This is a genomic window from Gimesia algae, from assembly GCF_007746795.1.
In the GTDB taxonomy this organism is placed as follows: domain Bacteria; phylum Planctomycetota; class Planctomycetia; order Planctomycetales; family Planctomycetaceae; genus Gimesia; species Gimesia algae.
In genome coordinates this window covers 802,741-821,665 of sequence record NZ_CP036343.1, presented here as the reverse complement: position 1 = coordinate 821,665, position 18,925 = coordinate 802,741, and the positions used below count along the sequence as shown (strand labels likewise).

Annotated in this window: 15 protein-coding genes and 1 tRNA gene; 9 read left to right on the top strand and 7 right to left on the bottom strand. The window is 47.6% G+C overall.

The genetic code is table 11. The annotated features are described in order from the left end of the window. Positions 1–36: 36 nt before the first annotated feature. The 4 genes from Pan161_RS02950 to Pan161_RS02935 all read right to left on the bottom strand — a co-directional run bounded on the left by Pan161_RS02950 (position 37) and on the right by Pan161_RS02935 (position 6,231). Positions 37–2,760, bottom strand: a complete 2,724-nt coding sequence (locus Pan161_RS02950; RefSeq protein WP_145224107.1) for a DUF11 domain-containing protein — start codon at positions 2,758–2,760, stop codon at positions 37–39. Between the two features lie 270 nt (positions 2,761–3,030). Next, positions 3,031–3,960 (bottom strand): DNA integrity scanning protein DisA nucleotide-binding domain protein, encoded by a 930-nt coding sequence (locus Pan161_RS02945; RefSeq protein ID WP_232103601.1) that lies wholly within the window; start codon positions 3,958–3,960, stop codon positions 3,031–3,033. 342 nt (positions 3,961–4,302) lie between these two features. Beyond that, the gene (locus tag Pan161_RS02940; protein ID WP_145224106.1) at positions 4,303–5,247 is read right to left on the bottom strand and encodes a DUF6263 family protein; all 945 of its coding nucleotides are present in this window, start codon (positions 5,245–5,247) and stop codon (positions 4,303–4,305) included. 123 nt (positions 5,248–5,370) lie between these two features. Then, positions 5,371–6,231, bottom strand: coding sequence for an NAD(+)/NADH kinase (locus Pan161_RS02935; RefSeq protein WP_145224105.1), 861 nt, complete (start codon positions 6,229–6,231; stop codon positions 5,371–5,373). 240 nt (positions 6,232–6,471) lie between these two features. On the opposite strand from Pan161_RS02935, the gene Pan161_RS02930 reads away from it, so the two are divergent. Further along, complete coding sequence (locus tag Pan161_RS02930) at positions 6,472–7,125, top strand: hypothetical protein (RefSeq protein ID WP_145224104.1); 654 nt, start codon at positions 6,472–6,474, stop codon at positions 7,123–7,125. A 26-nt stretch (positions 7,126–7,151) separates the two neighbouring features. Then, positions 7,152–7,994: a sugar phosphate isomerase/epimerase family protein gene (locus tag Pan161_RS02925; protein WP_145224103.1), complete on the top strand. Its 843-nt coding sequence runs from the start codon at positions 7,152–7,154 to the stop codon at positions 7,992–7,994. Positions 7,995–8,078: 84 nt separating this feature from the next. Here Pan161_RS02925 and glmM read toward each other — a convergent pair whose 3' ends face one another. The 3 genes from glmM to Pan161_RS02910 all read right to left on the bottom strand — a co-directional run bounded on the left by glmM (position 8,079) and on the right by Pan161_RS02910 (position 11,320). Continuing rightward, positions 8,079–9,428, bottom strand: coding sequence for a phosphoglucosamine mutase (glmM, locus tag Pan161_RS02920; RefSeq protein WP_145224102.1), 1,350 nt, complete (start codon positions 9,426–9,428; stop codon positions 8,079–8,081). A gap of 116 nt (positions 9,429–9,544) precedes the next feature. After that, positions 9,545–10,231 carry a lysophospholipid acyltransferase family protein gene (locus tag Pan161_RS02915; protein WP_145224101.1) on the bottom strand — a complete coding sequence of 229 codons (687 nt, stop codon included), beginning with the start codon at positions 10,229–10,231 and terminating at the stop codon, positions 9,545–9,547. Positions 10,232–10,243: 12 nt separating this feature from the next. After that, complete coding sequence (locus Pan161_RS02910; RefSeq protein ID WP_232103600.1) at positions 10,244–11,320, bottom strand: sialidase family protein; 1,077 nt, start codon at positions 11,318–11,320, stop codon at positions 10,244–10,246. Positions 11,321–11,722: 402 nt separating this feature from the next. Between Pan161_RS02910 and Pan161_RS02905 the strand changes: the two genes are divergently transcribed. The 7 genes from Pan161_RS02905 to Pan161_RS02870 all read left to right on the top strand — a co-directional run bounded on the left by Pan161_RS02905 (position 11,723) and on the right by Pan161_RS02870 (position 18,913). Continuing rightward, complete coding sequence (locus tag Pan161_RS02905) at positions 11,723–13,024, top strand: O-acetylhomoserine aminocarboxypropyltransferase/cysteine synthase family protein (protein WP_145224100.1); 1,302 nt, start codon at positions 11,723–11,725, stop codon at positions 13,022–13,024. Between the two features lie 195 nt (positions 13,025–13,219). Beyond that, positions 13,220–13,292: transfer RNA gene (locus Pan161_RS02900), tRNA-Lys, on the top strand. Between the two features lie 2,482 nt (positions 13,293–15,774). Further along, positions 15,775–16,104, top strand: a complete 330-nt coding sequence (locus tag Pan161_RS02890; RefSeq protein WP_145224098.1) for a hypothetical protein — start codon at positions 15,775–15,777, stop codon at positions 16,102–16,104. Between the two features lie 51 nt (positions 16,105–16,155). Then, positions 16,156–16,356 (top strand): hypothetical protein, encoded by a 201-nt coding sequence (locus Pan161_RS02885; protein WP_145224097.1) that lies wholly within the window; start codon positions 16,156–16,158, stop codon positions 16,354–16,356. Between the two features lie 60 nt (positions 16,357–16,416). After that, a complete protein-coding gene (locus tag Pan161_RS02880; protein WP_145224096.1) occupies positions 16,417–16,908 on the top strand; it encodes a hypothetical protein in 492 nt (163 codons plus the stop codon). Between the two features lie 166 nt (positions 16,909–17,074). Then, on the top strand, positions 17,075–17,851 hold the full coding sequence (locus tag Pan161_RS02875; RefSeq protein WP_145224095.1) for a hypothetical protein: 777 nt from the start codon (positions 17,075–17,077) through the stop codon (positions 17,849–17,851). 804 nt (positions 17,852–18,655) lie between these two features. After that, the gene (locus Pan161_RS02870; RefSeq protein WP_145224094.1) at positions 18,656–18,913 is read left to right on the top strand and encodes a hypothetical protein; all 258 of its coding nucleotides are present in this window, start codon (positions 18,656–18,658) and stop codon (positions 18,911–18,913) included. Positions 18,914–18,925 lie beyond the last annotated feature (12 nt).

Genomic DNA, 18,925 nt, shown 5'->3' with positions numbered 1-18,925 from the left:
CAGTCCCCTTGAGTTTAAGCTCAGGGGGACTTCTTTTTATTGCAGTTTATCCAATATGGGAATCGCTTCTTCCTGATTGAGAGGCTTTTCCATCTGTTTGGACTGTACCTGGACTAAAACCCGGGCGTCTCCCTTATTACGGGCTACCAGTGTGAGTTCGAAATTCAGAGTCTGTTTCGCTGCCAGTTCCTGAGCCGGTTCGAAGATGATATAAGAACCAGCCTGCTGATAACGTCCGGGACCTTTTGCGGCTACGAAAACCAGTTCCTGAGGAATTTTGATCCGGAATTCGACATTTGTGGCTGAGGCGCTTCCCTGATTAATGAGCTGCACCTGCATTGCCATCTTCTCGCCGACTTCCAGCGGCCCTTTTAACTCACTTGTTTCCACTTTGAGCAATGGCTGCCCAATCACGACGGTTTCCGATTGGAGATTGGCAGAAAACTGAGTGTTATTATCTGTTACTACCTGGAGAGTACTGATCATCTTGCCGACTTCGGTTGGTTCGAGTTCTACTTTCAATGCCTGAGTACTACCGGCTGGCAATTCTTTGAGATCCCATTGGACTACCTTTCGAATCTGATCAAATTTGCCGTTTGCTGATGCGGAAAGAAACTTCATGCCCGGCGGAATGGATTCGAAAATCGAGATATTTTCGATCGTTTTTTCAGTGTTATTGGTAATTGAGTTCTCATACTCACCTTTGCTGCCCAGATATCTATTTTTCGGACCTTTGCGAGTCAATAAAAACTGCTCTCCATTCCCAATGACTTTCAGGGGGACTTCGGTTTCTGCTTTCAGATTTCCATCACCGACCACGCTGGAAATATTTTTGCCTGCACCTGGTTTCACAGCTTTGAGCTGCAGTTGGATCTGTTTGGTTTCCCCAGCAGGAATGATACCAACGCTGTATTCGAGGTCATCTCCTCCAGGATGTGTAAACTGGGGAGGAATGATGCTGCGGACGAATACATTTTTGGCATCGCCTGTTCCGTTATTGGTAATCGTATAGTTGACGACAGCAATTTCCCCTGGTTTTACAGCTTCCGGTTGATCCGATTTAATAACCAGTCTGGGAGAAGTGATTTTTGTTTCCGATGCGACTTCCGTCACAAAATTGACAGTGGCTACACTGCCGATCTGCCCAGCGTGTTCCGGGATGACGCGGATCGAAATTTTCTTTTCTGCTCCCGGTCCCATCTCTCCCAGTCGCCAGATGATTCGGTCCTCTATTTGCTCAGCACGGGGAATGGTTCCGGTTAACTTTGCACCTTTGGGGATCCGGTCTTCCACAATCACGGACTGGGCAGACGTCGTTCCACTGTTCTTCACAAGAACATGATAAATGAATGGCTGGCCAAGCACCGCTTCCGGGGGTGCCATCTTCTGAATGGTCATTTTTGGGGACTGAGTTTTCAGGTGGATTGCGGCAATTGTCGGTTCCCGGGTAAGCGCCTGGTTGCCTTCGATGAGACTCAGTGGTTTGGGCTCTTCAGCCGGTGATATCTCAATTGGTTGCGGCTGTGAAGCGTGAGCGGTTTCCCCCTTACCCTCAATCGGAAATAAAGGTGGCTCTTGCAGATTTGATTCCGGCTGGCGTTTTTTGATGATGACGACATCAGATTCTTCTTGGACCGGGACAGGCTTTGATTCGATTTTCCCAGCTGGTTGCACTGTGAATGGTACAGGCTGCGTTTCAGGTAATTTCACTGGCTCCGGTTCGGGAGTGGCAGTCGAATTAAACGTCGGTTCCATCGCCGGTTTTGCAGGAGCGGTTGCTGTTTCGGATTGAAATGGATTGAACTCAGGTTCAATGGTTGGAGTGAGCGCCGGAGTTTCTGGTTCGAGAGTTGGTACAGGAACCGGTTTCGGCTCATTCTTTGGGGCATCTCCAAAGGGATTGAGCTCAATCGCAGGTGTCGGTGTTTCAATAGATTCCACAGGCTCGGGACTGTTTTCAGATAACTCCATTTTTGGCGGTAAACTGCCTGGTGAGAAGGGAATTTCTTCCGTTTCAGGTTCCAGGTTTTCTCTGTCAGGTTCTGGGAATGTTACTGGTTTTTTATCAGCCGATTCGCCAAACGGATTTGCCAAATTTGAAACTTCAGTAAATGCTTCTCGCGGGGGGATGTGAGTAACCGGGTTTTCTTTGATAGTAGCAGCATCTGCTGTTGTGACAGGTCCAAATTGGGGACCAGCATCAAATTCCGGGAGAACCGGTGTTGATGGAGTGACAACTTCTTTCTGAGTAACAACTGGTGTTTCTGCAGGGATGGTGAAAGGATTCTCTGACGGATCAGGAGTTTTCATTTCCGGTGGCTCGCGAAAATCCAACCCTTTCGCCGACGAAAGGAGTTCTGCTTTTTCGGCGGGTTCAAATTCACTGGCCGCCGCTGATTCATGATCGCCGATAGCAGGTTCATCGGTCGCTGCGGTGAGTTTTATTTTAGAGAGTGGCGAATTCGAATTAGGGGCAAAGGGAGAATCATCTTTTTTTGATTTCTCTGCTTTAAGTGGGAGTGCATCACGTGCTGCCAATTCTGAAAGCTCAGCGGGTACCTGATCTAAGGCAACTGAATCAGAGTCATCAGGAGACAGTTCTGTTGGATCTGAAGTCTGCTCTGAGTCGAGAGGGTTCAATTGACTCATTTGTTGTTCCAGGCTGCCGGACTGAATTCCTTTTTGCGCCTGAAGAAACATTAATACGCCAAGACCTACGACTCCGGCGACAGCGACCAGCTTGATTGCTACATTCGACATGGGACTCCCTTCCCGATGAATAAGCTCTTAAGTTCTGCAGAATTCAACGACTGGTATCAATGTTATTCCACGATATTCAGATCGTTTTCTGCTACTTCGGATGCTGCAAAATGTGGTCCCCCTCTAAATTTAAACTGGAACACCACAACATGCGGGGGTTTCATAGCAAAATTTACAATTCAAGGGAAGAGGATATTTGCGAAAATTTACGTATCTGCTTGCAAAAGATGATGATAGAGCTATCAGCACGTCATTCAGAAAACCTGGAGCTTATTCTGACTGGGGAGGTTCAGTATCAAAATCGAACCATTTCATCGCACTACTCATAGGCTCGATTCGCAGAACCACATAGCCATCCTGAAATATTCGTACAGTGCCGGTCGACTCTGAAACGGCAATGGCGATGGCACCGGTTTCTTTTGAGATTGCGGCTGCCGCCCAGTGCCGGGCTCCCAGGCCTTTGGAAAGGGTTAACCCTTCGGCTGAGGCGTTTAAAATCCGTCCTGCAGATTGCACGACTCCATCGGAACTGATGATGAAGGCTCCGTCAATCTGGGCCAGTTCTTTCATGCTCTCTTTAACGCGCGGATTGTTGACCATGCGCTCTTTTTGCGAATAGCCTTTGAACGGATCGTGAACCTGTTCATGTGACGCCGCGATAACCTTCCGGTGGTTGCCAACAACAAATAATGCACCAACGGGTTTTCCTTCACGGCCTTCTCGGCCAATCTCAACAGCCAGATCGACAACTGCCCTTAATGTCTGTAGCGGGACCTTGGTTTCCAGGCGTTGTAAATCTCGCGAAGTCAGTTTTGCCAGGTGGTCAGCAAGGCTAACAATGCTGAGTGAATCTGCGTGTTCCCGTTCGAAACCTGCATAAAGTGCAATGATTCGATCACCTGAAGCCAGAATTTCATCAGCGATCGCTTCTAAGATGGCCTGGCTAATCTGAACCTGTCGTGTCTGGGGTTCGTGAATCAAGGGAACCAAAGCGATTCCATCTTCCTGAGCGGCGCGTTGGACATCCGGCTTGTCAGAGGAAACGACCAGTCGCAGTTTGCTCAAAGATTTACTGATTTCAAGGAAGTCATAAGGAATGTCTGCTAACAGGAAGACGACCTCAATCTCACAATCACTGGCCAGGCGCTTGGCCGCTTTTAATAAGCTGGTCAATTGTGGAGAAAGCTCTACCCGTTTCATATCCGATCTCAATCGCAGCGCTGATGGTTAATGACACAGTGATTTCATTGCTCGTGCCATTTCAGGTAGTTGACCATTTATTAAGATAGCGTTAGCTGCATCATTCCTGATGTACGAATATTGCAGGCAGGAATAGTGTTCAGTCTGTGTTCACTTGAGTGTGGGACAGAGCTGTTGGCTACGTGAAATGGTTGAATGCAAGGATTTACATACCTTTACGGCGATCTCTAAGTGTAAAATATTTATCGCCAGCGTCAACACACAGGGACTGATCGGCTCTTAAAAAAGGAGACGTTTCCTCAGGTCCGAACGATTTTTGTTGTTCAGGAACCTGGTTATGATTCACTCTGCGGCAGTCTCTGCAGTTTTCTGAGCCAGTTCTGCTGGATCAACCAGTGTTTCGCTGAGAGTGGAAATCGCCCGCATGGCGCCCTTCCCATTGAATACACCAACCTGGGCTTTATCCAGTGAGACATTTTGTGAGATGATCAGACCTTTCTCCAGATCTAGCTTGATTGTTCCAGATGGAGTCTTTTGAATCAGCTGAATGCTAAATTTGGGGTCATTCAGCCGTTCCATAATCTTGGTTTTGAAGGAGATGACCGCCAGTTGATCTTCCACAGAATCCAGCGTGAAAATACGACGAATGGGGACTTTTTTACGTAATGCGGGGCTGACGGAGACTTCGACATCAAAGTCTTCATTCCAGCTTTCACCGATTTTCACAGATTGTTCCGGCAGTGGAATTAAGAAACCCAGGTTACGAGATTTCTCATCCGTCAGCTTGGCAGGTACTTTTTTGGAGACTTCTTTGAAGGTGGAACCTTTCGATGTTGTGTGCAACTCTAAAACCGAGATGACTTCACCGACTGGAGAGTAAACGATGCGTGAAGGGTGACCGATGTTCTTACGGATAGGGGCAAACTGATCCAGATCTTTTTTTTGTGGCTGGATGCTGTCAAACGTCTTAGGCACATCATCGTTAAACTGCACACTCATCTGCACGCGATCAATCATGGTTTCAAGAGTTGCGTTGCCTGTTTCGTCGACCGCAACCACACGATAGTGTTTTTGGGTTTGCGTGGAATTAACAGTAACCTCTTTATCCTGATTTAACTGGACCGTAAACTGATTTTGAGAGTCAACCAGATAATGGGCAAATTCACCGGGAGTGAATTTAAAACGCAGGGAGTAGGTCGTTGCGTCTTCTTCCGCGTGTGAGACAGAAACAGGTGCCAGAAAAAGGCAGACAAAAAGTGACAACACACAGAACACAAAGGACCGCATCAGGGACTCCTTCCCTATAAAACTGGTTGATAAATCTCCTTAACGTGTGAGGAAGTTAGCAGATCCAGAAATTTATGGGGAGGGCATTATTGAGGAAGAAGGAAGATTTTCTGTCAGAAAAACCTATTCAGCCCCGTATTTGGGCTGTCCCCCCCAGCCGAGTTTACGATTGAGCCGAGAGTAGTAGTTGAATCCGGGAATTCGTGCGAGTTTGAATGTGACGGGAGCGCGTGTCAGCTCCAGGCGATCACCGGAGGAGTAAGGCACTTTAATCTGTCCATCAATCACCAGCATGGCCCCATCGGGAACGTTCCCTGCAGTCAGTGAATACAGGGCATTGGCGTTATCGACCAGCGGACGGTTAGAGGGAGTATGCGGACAGATCGGTGTGATAACAAACGCCTGCAAGTCCTGTTTTAAGATGGGACCGCCTGCAGACAGGCTGTGGGCAGTCGAGCCAACAGGTGTGCTGATAATCAACCCATCGCCACTATAGGTAGTCACCATCTCATTATCGATGGCCAGCTCGACATCAATCATAGCCATTGCTCCTGCGGAACTGATTACCACTTCGTTCAATCCCAGGTAAGTATTCACCGTTCCATCAGAGTGAAAATGCTTGCATTCAAACATCAGATGTTCGACGATGCGGTATTTTCGATCCAGCAGTAGAGAGAAATTTTTGCAGAATCCCTCCGGAGTCAGGTCAGCCAGGAACCCCAGTCGCCCCAGATTGACACCAATCATTGGTAGCTGTTTGAGACGCATCTGGCGGCACGCCCGGAGTATGGCACCGTCTCCTCCCAGAACCACAACCAGGTCGGCTGCGGAATCATCGGGAATAAAATCCTCAATCACAGAAACGGATGAAACGTAAACAGAAGTTTGTGCCTGAATATATTGGTGAATTTGTTCCCAGGCCGTCTGAATGTGCGTACTTTGATCCCGCAGCAGAAACATCAGGTTTAAAGGCGATTCAGACATATCCCACTTTCAGCACGAAATCAAAGAGTTTTGGACACAGGTGTTGTCAGGCATTATACGCAGACAGGAATCAGTATCCAATCAAGAGACTCTGCTTCTGATTTAAACGAGCGATGAAATTTCGACAAAACCTCTGTCAGCAGAGGATATCCCGGTGACAAACTGTGAATTTGAATTCAGATGAGCTAGGATTGAATAAACTCTTGAATTATGACTGAAGTCAAACGGTAATACGTCTAAATGAATTATTTTGCACATGGAATGCGGTTTGTCGACCGTCCTTATTTTATGGTAGGAACTGCCCTGCCCGATCTGATGGCGGTGGTTGATCGACGCGCGCGGCTGCGTATCAGGAACGTCGCTCCCTTTGTCAGCGATGAACCGTCAATCGAAGCGGAACTCGCTTCGGGCATCAAGCAGCATCTCGACGACGATCACTGGTTTCATTCCACTCAGGGATTTCTGGAAATCAGTACTGACATGTCAATTTTATTCCGCCAGATCTTTGCCAATGATGAGTCTGCCCGGGTCGGTTTCCTGGGACATATCGTCACCGAATTATTACTGGATCGTGTGTTGATTGAGCAAAATCCAGGACTCATAGACCAGTATTACGCTGCCTTCAATGAAATTGATCCACTGCAGACCGAGATCCTGACTAATAAAATGGCGACGAAAGAGACCGACAAGCTGAAGCTCTGGCTGGCCCGTTTTTCGAAAGAAGCTTTTTTAAGGGATTACCTTGATTCACAAAGAATGCTGGTACGCTTGAATCAGGTCATGAATCGGGTCAAACTACAATCATTGCCCGCAGAAACGATTTCAGTTTTAAATACAGGGCGGAAGATCGTCGAAAAGCGTCTCAACGATTTATTGCCGCCTGAGCATTTTTAAACTCAATTGATTGAAAGATACCAACGATGAAGTACGGCTTGAACATGCTGCTCTGGACCTCGGACGTCAACGAATCCCATTTTGGACTCCTGGAACAGATTAAAGGCTGGGGATACGATGGTGTTGAACTTCCCGTGTTTGAAGCAGATGAAAAGAAGTTTGCTCAGGTGGGAAAGAAATTGTCCGAACTGGGCCTGGAAAGTACGGCGGTTACCGTTTGTACTCCGGAAGAAAACCCGATCTCCGGTGATGCGAAAATCCGAGAAGCCGGCCTGGAACGACTGAAACGCATGATTGATATGTGCGCCGCCGCAGGTTCCACCCATCTGTGTGGTCCGATCCATTCAGCGCTGGGGGAATTTTCCGGCGCGGGTCGTACTGCCGATGAATGGAAGTATGGAAAAGACACGCTGGCCAAAGCAGCCGACTATGCTCAGGAACACAAAGTCATGCTGGTCTGCGAATACCTGAATCGCTTTGAATGCTACTTCCTGAATACTGCGGAAGACTGCTCACAGTTCACGCGCGAAGTGAATCATCCCTATCTCAAAATGATGTACGATTCCTTTCATGCAAACATTGAAGAAAAAAGTATTACCTCTGCCGTCAAAGTCTGTGCTGACCAGATGGTACACGTGCATATTTCTGAAAATGATCGCTCCACTCCTGGCGAAGGAGGCGTGAACTGGGATGAGACCTTTTCTGCTCTGAAAGAAGTGAACTACGATGGCTGGTTGACAATTGAAGCCTTCGGTCTGGCTCTGCCCGATCTTGCCGCTGCCACGCGCATCTGGCGTAAAATGTTCCCTTCCGAAGAACATCTGGCAACCAAAGGTCTGGAATTCATGAAAACACGCTGGGAAGGTTAACCACCCACCCGGTCTACATTCCAATTGAAAATGGAGTAAACATCGTTTTGAATGTTTACTCCATTATTTTTATGTACTGGTGAGCTATTTGACCGCGTCCGCAACGATCTGCATTGCTGATTCACAGAGTGACTCGGCTGTTTCATTCTCCGGGGCTTCCGCAATCACGCGAATGATCGGTTCGGTATTACTGGCTCGAACCTGTACCCAGCGATCATCCCAGTCCAGTCGCAGACCATCGCCTTGGGATGCGCTCGCGCTGTCAAAATGAGACTCAAGCGCTTTGCAGGCGTCTTGCACTTTTTCGCGCGGGCAGGTGATTTTGTTTTTTACAATACGATATTGCGGTAGCGAGTCTGCCCAACGGCTCAAAGTCTGTCCCGATGACGCCAGTCCCGCCAGTACATAGGCCATGCTCACATAGCTGTCACGCACATAACCTACTTTGGGATCGATCACTCCTCCGTTCCCTTCTCCACCAAGAATCGCCGATTCCTGCTTCATTTTGGCACAGACATGGGCTTCCCCTACATAGGAACGAAAGAAGGGACAGTTGTATTTCGCAGCGATGTCAGCGGTCACGCGACTGGTCGATCCATTCACGACCACAGGACCGGGAGTCCGGGCGAGTACATAATCAGCGGCTAGAGCCAGGGTGAGTTCTTCACCGATATAGCGGCCTGTTTCATCAACGATTGCCAGGCGATCCGCATCAGGGTCTTGCGCGAAGCCAGCATCGGCGCCCTCTTTCACAACAGCCTCACTCAAGCCCGTTAGATTTTCTTTTAACGGTTCGGGCGTGTGAGAAAAATTTCCATCTGCAGTACCCCCGAGTACGATAACTTCGCAGCCCAGCGACTCGAGAAATCGGGGAGTCGAAACGGCTCCCGATCCATGGTTGCAGTCCAGTACGACCTTGAACTTTCGTTGTTTGATCTGGTCCCGGTCGATCAACTCTAAGACACGGGCCACATGCGGTCCGGCGGCATCTTCCAGTGTTTCAACAGCTCCTAACTGATCCCAGCTGACATAGTTAAAATCTTCATTATTCAATACAGACAGCAGCTTTTCGCCCTGCTCCTGATTATATACGGAACCTTCGGACGAAAACGGTTTCAAACCATTCCATGGAATCGGATTGTGGCTGGCGGTGATTTGAATTCCCCCGGCTGCTTTCAAATGAGTCACCAGCACGCCGCAGGTCGGAGTTGTGGCGATCCCTGCATCAATCACCCGGCAGCCGGTTGCCAGTAATCCGCCTATCACGGCATGACGTACCATCTCACCACTGCCGCGGCCATCACGCGAGAGAACGACCGTTCCCTGGTTCGCAATCGTACCGACGGCGGCGGCGAACCTGGTTAAATAATCGGGAGTCAAACCGTTGCCAACCACACCGCGTAAACCGGAAATACTGAGAATCCGTTCTGACATAAATATACCTGATCAAGCTGGAGTTGAAGTGAATCGGGGTGAATGTGCTCTTAAATCGATATTACGCAAAACATAGTAGAGTTCGCTTTGATTGACAATCCCATCTCAGTCAGAAATCAGCTGGTAAGATCAGGATTCAGCCAGGATTCTGCCTGCTGCTGACATGAGATCACCCGCTGGTGGGTCAACTCCAGCAGCGCTTTCTGGGCACCGCGTTCACAGTATTCCCGAATCAGTTCTGCGGAAATCGGTTCGCCAAAAACAACCCGTACCGAACGGGGACGCAGAAAGTACGCCCCCCGTGGTAACGCACGATCAGCCCCGGCAATTCCAATGGGGTAAATTGCAATGTCAGTCCGCTTTAATAGAGCCAGAAATCCCGGTTTAAATCGTTCGACCGAACCATCGGTCGTTCGTGTTCCTTCGGGGAAAATGCCTACGTAGTTCCCGTTTTCGATATTCTCAATGGCAGCACGAAAACTTTGAGAACTGGTAGTCCGACGATTAATCGGTATCACGAATTCATATCGCATGAACGGGCCCAGAATCGGAATCCGAAACAGTGAATCCCGGGCCATAAAACTGACCGGCCGAGTCAGAGGCAGACAAATCAACAGCGGGTCGAGAAAACTCTGATGATTACTGATCAGCAGGCCGCCTCCCTTAGCTGGTAAATTCTCCTTGCCCCGTGACTGATAGCGCAGCCAGATCGCAAAGAATCCCTGCAGGATCCATTGAAACAGAATCCAGAGAAAATTCCTGCGATTACTGCGGGGAGGAGAAACCTGATTTACTTCAGCCAATTTCTCCGCCTCTCAATCAATCTCTTTGAGTTCCAGTTGGTCGGGGTCAATGACCACATGCTTAACCAGCTCTCGTCTCCAGGTGTAAGTGATATGCACTTTTCCGTCGGACGTCTGGATTACAGCCGGATAAGAGTATTCCCCTTTCTGGTCTTCCAGAACCAGTCCGGTTTTCCAGTGTTTGCCATCCTCAGAAATCGCGACATGCAGTGGGCTACGTCCCTTTTGGGTGGGATTATAAACCAATAGCGCCCGGCCATCTTTGAGAGTGACCGCATCAGTTCCGCTGTTCGGATTAGGCAGCGAAGTCGGCGTGACTTTGCTCCAGGATCGTCCATTGTCTTCCGACCAGGCTTCTACGATCTTACCCTGACGACTGCGACAGAGAATCTGCAGTTTGTCGCCATATTGAAGTATCGAAGGCTGGATTGCACCAATTTCACGTCCGTCGTTCAACGGCCCCGTACGATGCCAGGTCTTTCCCAGATCGGGCGTCCATTCCATCTGCAACTGCCAGCCATCGTGCTCCGTACTGGCCGGGCAGAGTAAGGTGCCATCAGACAGCAGGAACGGCTTGTTCTTGACCGGGCCGACAAAGCCCTCGGGCAGACGTCGCGCTTTGCCCCAGGTCTTGCCATTGTCGTGAGAAATCTTGAGCATGCCCCACCATTCACTCGGATTAGGGCCGACCTTATAAAACAGCAGTAGCGTGCCGGGCTTAGTTTGAAACAGGACCGGGTTCCAGCACGGCCAGCGTTTGGATGAGTCTTTAACCCCATCTGCGACACTGACAGGAGCCGACCAGCCCTCCCCCTGATTGCGAGACAACCAGATTTCGACATCCGGATTTTTCTCAGCCGTTCCACCAAAAAATGCACAAACCAGCCCTTCAGGTGTCTCAGCAATCGTCGAAGCATGGCACGACGGAAAGGGAGCCTGATCGTAGATAAATTCCTGCATGACGAGCCCCGGTTGTTCGGGAGTCGTTTTCTCAGGTCCTTTTCCAAACGATTCAGTCTGGCTGACAAAACACAAAGCCAGAGCAGACATCAGGCAAGCCGACAGTTTCACAGATGGTAAGCGTCTCATCGTTGTACCTTCTTCACTAAGGGGGGCAGCAATTTGAGATGGAATACAGAGTTCTCTGTTCAGAGTATCATCCATTGTAGAAAAGTGGAATTAGAACGAAAATCTAATCTTTGCAAAACGGAAAATAGTACCAAATTACAACGTAAGTCTGGAAATAATGGTAGTTTTCATGCTTGAGTCTTACTGTCAGCGAAGACACGCCGGCGAATTGTTTTTTACGATCAACATCGATACGATGGCTCATTAACAATCGAGGCCTTTTCAGCTGTAAAATCGCCTCTTTCTAACTCATCTCGGATCATTCTGCCTGATTTTAACTTGTGATTTCCGATAGATGAGCCCCCTTAAAAGCAAACGTGCTTAAACAAGCCTGAAGAATTATCAAATAAGAAGGTATGAACAATGGATGCCGAAGCATTGAAACTAGCGACTCTGTGTGTGCATGGCGGCCAGGAACCCGATAGCGCGACCAACTCGCGCGCCGTGCCGATTTACCAGACAACCTCCTACACATTCAACGACACTGATCACGCAGCCAAATTGTTTGGCCTGCAGGAATTCGGGAACATCTACTCCCGCTTGATGAATCCCACCTGTGACGTGCTCGAAAAACGCCTTGCTCTGCTCGAAGGCGGCGCGGGTGCCCTGGCGGTGGCATCCGGCCAGTCTGCAGAAACTCTGGCCATTCTGAATATCGTCGAGTCCGGTCAGAACATCGTTTCCTCTTCCAGTCTGTATGGCGGAACCTACAATCTGTTCCACTATACATTCCCCAAATTTGGTATTCAGACCAAATTCGTCGATCAGAGTGATCCCGAGAACTTTAAGAATGCCATCGACGAGAATACCCGCTGCGTCTATGTCGAAGCCATCGGCAATCCCCGTTGTGACATTCCCGATTTCGAAGCCATCGCCGCCATCGCCCACGAAGCAGGTATCCCCCTGATCGTAGATACCACCCTCGCCTCCCCTGCTCTGGTTCGACCCTTTGAGCACGGTGCCGATATCATTGTTGCTTCCTGTACCAAATTTATCGGCGGTCATGGGACTTCGATCGGCGGAATCATCATCGAAAAAGGGGGATTCCCCTGGGATAACGGAAAATTTCCCGGCATGACCGAACCCGATCCCAGCTATCATGGTCTTAAATTCTATGAAACCTTTGGTGGCATGAATGTCTCTTACGTCCTGAAAATCCGAGTGCAGTTGCTGCGGGATCTGGGCCCGGCAATGAGTCCGTTCAACGCCTTCCAGTTCCTGCAGGGCCTGGAAACGCTGCACCTGAGAATGGAGCGTCATAGCGAGAACGCCATGGCTGTCGCGAAATTCCTGGAAAGCCATCCCAAGGTCTCCTGGGTCAATTATGCCGGACTGGAGTCGCATCCTTCTTATCAACTGGCTCAGAAATATATGCCCAAGGGAGCCGGAGCTGTCTTTGGCTTCGGAATTCAGGGGGCAACCCCTGAAGAACAGCAGGCCAATGGCGTGAAAATGATTAACAGCGTCAAACTGTTCTCACATCTGGCCAATGTGGGAGACAGTAAATCCTTGATTATCCATCCTTCCAGCACAACACATCAGCAGTTATCGCCGGAAGAACAGGCCAGCTCCGGTGTCACACCTGATTTCATCAGGCTGTCAGTCGGAACCGAAGATCAGGAAGACCTGATCAATGACCTCAAACAGGCTCTGGATCAGATCTGATCCCGGCCTGCTTGACTTGAAGTTCAGATTTTATGCAGGAGTCGGCTGTGAAATCGCAGCCGGTTCCTGATTTTCAGATAAGTTTATCGATGTTTGACGACCTCTCGGACGATAATTATTGTTATCACCTGAGAGAAGGTGCCGCATACTCTTGTCGGATGAATTTCACCGAACTAGAATACGAATAACAACAACGCCCTTGTAGCTCAATCGGCAGAGCAACTGACTCTTAATCAGTAGGTTCTAGGTTCGATTCCTAGCGGGGGCACTTTTAAAGCCTTGTGTTTGCTGCATTTGCGGCAATCCCAAGGCTTTCATTTTTTATCCGGCTTCAGTGTGGCTGCTCAGTGACCTGTGTTCAAGTTTCGGTTTAAAATGATTGTAGTGGGGTTCCAAGCTTTATTATAAAGGGTCAATCAAGGAGTTAGACAAGATGCGCACTTGTCCTGCCTGCTTTAAGACGCTGGTTAAAATCAAGTCTGATTCAGACGAGTCCGAAAAACAGGTTTGTAAAAATAACCGCTGTCTGAAATCGATCTTTCATTCTGATGCCAAATGTCCTGACTGTGGCGCTCCTCCTGCGAAAATATTGAGAGGCAGTAACCACTACACCTCTTATCTCTGTGAGAACAATCACGAGTTTTCCGAACAGCTCAAGCCCAGACCGGAACTTTATAAATAATTCCTGCTTGATTCATCCGAACCTGCTCCCGATTTTCACTGAATAAATTGGACTTGATAAGGTCTTGCCACCAGCCAGAATAAGCGCCTGATTGAGTCGCGCGCGTGACCAGTTTACAGTGCACTGAAACACACGCCACTTGTTCCCGGTGTTCATCGCAAATCGACCCCTTTTTTCCAGATAATCAGCTCGCACAACAACACTGGTTCCCAATGTATGCCTGCGGGTCGCCGCACTTCGCAGAGTTTCGTCTCGAAACCGCCCCGGCGTTGCACCAGATCGGACCCCTGTCAACCAGTATCGCCACCCGATTCTGTTCAGCCCCCCTTGACGCCCCCGTGCCTTTGCAGAAAATATTCCTTCAATCAAAGAAATCAGACAAAGCCTGAAATCAGCGCTCACAAAGTAAACATAAATAAAGATTAGTTTGAAACAGCGACTCATCTTCCTACGTTCCTCCTGGAGTAAGATAAACTCTCCCAAAAATGTTCGTGTGGTTTCGTACTTTTCGTGGTAGCAAAAAACTGAAAAAGCAAATCCCCTGGTGGCACTGTTGGCTCGTTGTAATTCCTCGTCCAACAGTGATGGTGAAATATCCAGGTTTCACAAAGCATTATAAACGATCTGCCCCTCAGCCCCGCAGATGAAAATACCGAACCAATAAACACAGAGGGTGCCCCCGGATGTAATCCGGGGTTGTCGCAGACAGCAGGAAACTGTCAGGGAAATCACACAATTCAGTTTTACGTTACCCACCTTCTCTGCCGTAGGGGCGGCACCCATGTGTCCGCCCGCCTGGCGATGTTCAAACCAGTTTCACACCGGTATGGGCACAGATGAACCTCTCGGATTTGATTTTTCTACCACGAAAAGACACGAAACCACACGAAAGTAAAAGTGGGTAAGTCCGAATGCAATTCGGGCCGAGCGGAGCGAGCAGGAGGTTGCCGCTGCCGCGTTTGTTTCAGAACCGAGCGTCCTATATTTACCAGGCACGGCCGGACGAGCCGGACCGTGGCACACGGAAATCTATCTAGAGTTGGGTAATCATCCTTATTAGATCAGTCGTCCGTGTGCCACCGCTCGGCTTGACCGACGGTGCCGCTATGATTTAAGAGAACCACTCTCGGGGTTGTCGCAGACAACAGGAAACTGTCAGAGCAGACTCTCGATCCAACTCATCAGTTCCAACCTCCCCTGTCGTAGGGGCGGCACCCATGTGTCCGCCCGCCTGGCGATGTTCGACCCGGTTTCACACCGGTATGGGAACCGATGAAACGCTCGAATTTGATATTTCTTCCACGAAAAGACACTAACTGACAGCAAAACAATCATAGGGACGTATTCCTGTTAGAAGAAACTCCTTCGAGCAACCGACTCTTCAATGAGTAGGTTCTAGGTTCGGTTCTTGGCGGGCACTCTTAAAACATTGCTATCAAGATATTTACGATGATGGCAAGGCTTTCTGTTTCAACCTGATTGGTTTTCGGTTGTGCATAAGTAGCAAGCAGACAGACGGAAGCGTCGTAACTTATAAGTCACAATTGGAAAATAGGTTCTTCTCTCATCAGAAAAAATTGATATACTGAGAGATCAGGAAGTTTCTTATTTTTCGTATTCCATAATAAGGAGATTATCCAATGGAATTACCTATCTGTGATGAGTGTGGCGAAACACTTATAAATCGTCAGCGTGATATGTCTGAGCCTGAAAACTGGTGCTGCCCTAATAGCAGGTGCATCAGGTCATATCATCATGAATTTGCAACCTGTGATGTCTGTGGTGGTGCACCTGCTGTCATCACAAATGGCGGGACTGGTTACACTGATTTTCTTTGTGAAAACGGTCATAAATTCATGACAAGACCACACACGACAAGCCGCCAGCAGAATTCTTGACTATGTTGAGGACGGAACACCTGAAGAGACCGCTGCTTATTCAGTGGTCTTTTTTTCTTGTACCAGTCGAATTTTAAAAAATGATAAATACTGTGATCTTACCTGGGGGAAATTCGTTCTACTTATTAGGAGCCTGCATTACTATTTTACGGTATTTAAATGGAGAGAGTATGAATGATTGGGGTGTCTCAATTATTAGTGGGATTATTGCAGGTCTAATTACTGGTATAATTTATCATATTGCATCTGGACGACAACTGCGGAATGAAGCAAGGAAATTGCATGAAGCAACGAATGATGTACATAAAATGAATATTCTTATACTCCGTACGTTTGAAAAATTAGGTATGATTGAATATTCAAAGAAGGATGGACGGTATGTCGGTCTAGTACACAGAGTGGATTTGTGTGATACGATTTATTTCAGTCAAGGCTTATCTGATGCGATTGATGAGGATAAGAAAAGCGAATCCTCTGAAGATGAAAATATCGATGATTGAAAGGGGGGGCGTCCTCCGAGTTTATAGTTCTCGTTTGAAAAGGAGCATGTAATGACTTCGAAGTATGCGACACGTACGTATCGAATGAATGATGGTGTGGTTATTATTAAGCAGACACAACTTAGAAATGGTAGGTATGTAGTCTGTTCTGATAATGATAATCAGCATATTGAACGACATATTGACGCAGGACCAAATCAAGAAGCTGAAATTGGAAGAGCAGTCATAGCAGGGCATAACGGACAACTTTAAAATCTAAATCCCCACAACATATATGTTGTGGGGATTTCATTTTGTGGAGAACAATTCATTATGGACTCTGAAACCAAAAAAGAGATTGAAAAGTTAAGGGAAGATACGGAAAGAATTCAACAGTCTCTACGTTTGATCCAAGAGAAGACAGGGCAGGTTGTTGAGCCTTCCGAAATAAATATAACGGATGATCCTAAGATCCTTGAAGAATCGGGGGTTTCTTTTATTGGTAAAGTCGGTGATTGTGTGGTGCTTGCTTTGAATACATTAAATAAGATTGATGCTATGACTAAAAAGCTTGTAGGACCGATCGGATCATTCGCAATATTAGCAGCAGCAGTTACTGGACAGGAAATTATTCCCAGTCAGGTTACATTGACTATCAAAGCAAGAGAGTACATTGTTGCAGTCTACGATGGCTTCAATGATGGAGCTCCAGTGGATTTGCCTGATAGAGAAGAAGGATACGATTATCCGTATTGGCATAGTAGGGCAACATCCCCGCCTCCACCACCTTCCGGTATGAGTAGTTCTGGCTTAGATATTGGCTAAAAAATTGGCACCATATTTCCGAGAAGGCAACCGCATATTTTATTCCGGTGCTATTTTTAATGTGCAATAGAAACATTCTCTAAGCCTTGCTTGATTCAATTTAAGCAAGGCTTTTTTTATAGGTGCTGACCTGTACTTCAACGTCAATAAACGAAATTAACAGAGCATGAGCGAACACATTAATTCATTCCGTACAGCTGTTGGAGCCTTGATTGTTGTGATTGGCAGCGTAGCGACATATTACGTTACGGAATCTACTGAATCACTTATAACATTGTGGATATCTGCTGCTATTTTCGTACTATCGTTTTTTCATTATATCTATGATTCTTATAGGTCAGAAACTACAACCGCAAAAGGCAGTCACGAAATATCACTTTCAGCAGAAGCTCATACCGTTCTACTGGGTTGCACTCGCACACCAGATCGATACTTGCACCTCACAAAGAATATGCATTTCACAATTCTTGAAGCAGGCAAGGTTGAATTATTCAAAGGTAAAAAAGAGTCAGGCGAAGACCTTTGGGTAAACGCTATTTCATCGCTTGAACAATATGGTATGATTAGACGTGTAGGTAAAGAAAAGTTTGAAATCACAAATGTGGGCGTTTCACTCGCTGATAACATCCGCTTTGATTCTTTCCAGAATAAGGAAGGTTTAAAACGTCTAACTTATCCCGCACGTGATATGCTGATGTATGCTGCCAACCATCCTGCACATGAGATTATCCATGCTGAAACTCTCACCGAAACTGAAATTAAGGTAGGCGATAGAGAATTCTGTAATACCGGTTACATGTCAGATTATCGGAATGCCAAAGAGGCATTTGCACAACTTTTAGATTTGGATCTGATTGAAGATACCGGGGCTGGTTTTTCCTATGAAGTTACTTGGCGAGGCGATGATGTAGCAGAAGCCTTAGACAGAGTAACCATTAATTAAGTGCTTTCTTTTTCCCACAACCGCAAGGCTTTCGTTTCTGCTTTTGCCCTGCCCTTTGAATCTGCAACCTCTGAGCCTCAGACAGTCTGCATTCCCTCTCTGTCTGCTCCCTAGATTGGAAGCAACAAACAGAGCAGATAAAGCAAGACAAGTCTTTCCTAAACTCAAAATCGCACTGTATGAATTCACCTCACTATCTTTAGGCTCTATGCATCTTCGAAAAATGAACAATTATCAGGGTTAGCACCACAATTAGTTATGTCACTATTCCAAATATTAGCATCCCATGAAAGCATCACAAAACTATCCCCGGTAGCCTCAATGGCAAGTATTACAGGTGAGTCACCTACACTGTTAGCGGTCGCAATCGTTGACCCTGAGCCTATAATGATTGAGCAGGCATCATTCCAAGTCACACCTGATAAGGCTGTTGGAATGAATGAAAGGGTGCCCCCCGGATGCAATCCGGGGTTGTCGCAGACAACAGGAAACTGTCAGTGAAATCCCACAATTCAGTTTTACGTTACCCACCTTCTCTGCTGTAGGGGCGGCACCCATGTGTCCGCCCGCCTGGCGATGTTCGACCCGGTTTCACACTGGTATGGGAACAGATGAAACGCTCGAATTTGATTTTTCTACCACCAAAGACACGAAATGACACGAAACCAGTCATTAGGGTATTCCCGGTATGAGAAATTCCGCCTATTGGACCTGCTCCACTCTTTTTGAAGAATTGAGGTTACGTTTCTCCTGTCATCGATTAAAATAAACCCGTTCATACTGATCACCGCAGGAGACATTTCGATGTCAGAAAATAAAAGATCCTTCCTCAAGGATTTTGTGTATGGGTTTATTCTCTTACTGCCGATGCTGTATGTCTTGAGTATCGGCCCTGTTTCCGGGTATCTACATACCCCTTCCGGATTGCGGGCTGATGTCTCTCCTGAGGCGATTGCTCGTCTCAAGTCTTTCTATGCCCCTGTAAATTGGGCCGTCAACAGCAACGATTCTTTGATGATCATCGCTGGTAAATACGCGCAGTTCTGGCATCGCATTCTTTAGCGTTGCCTGGCG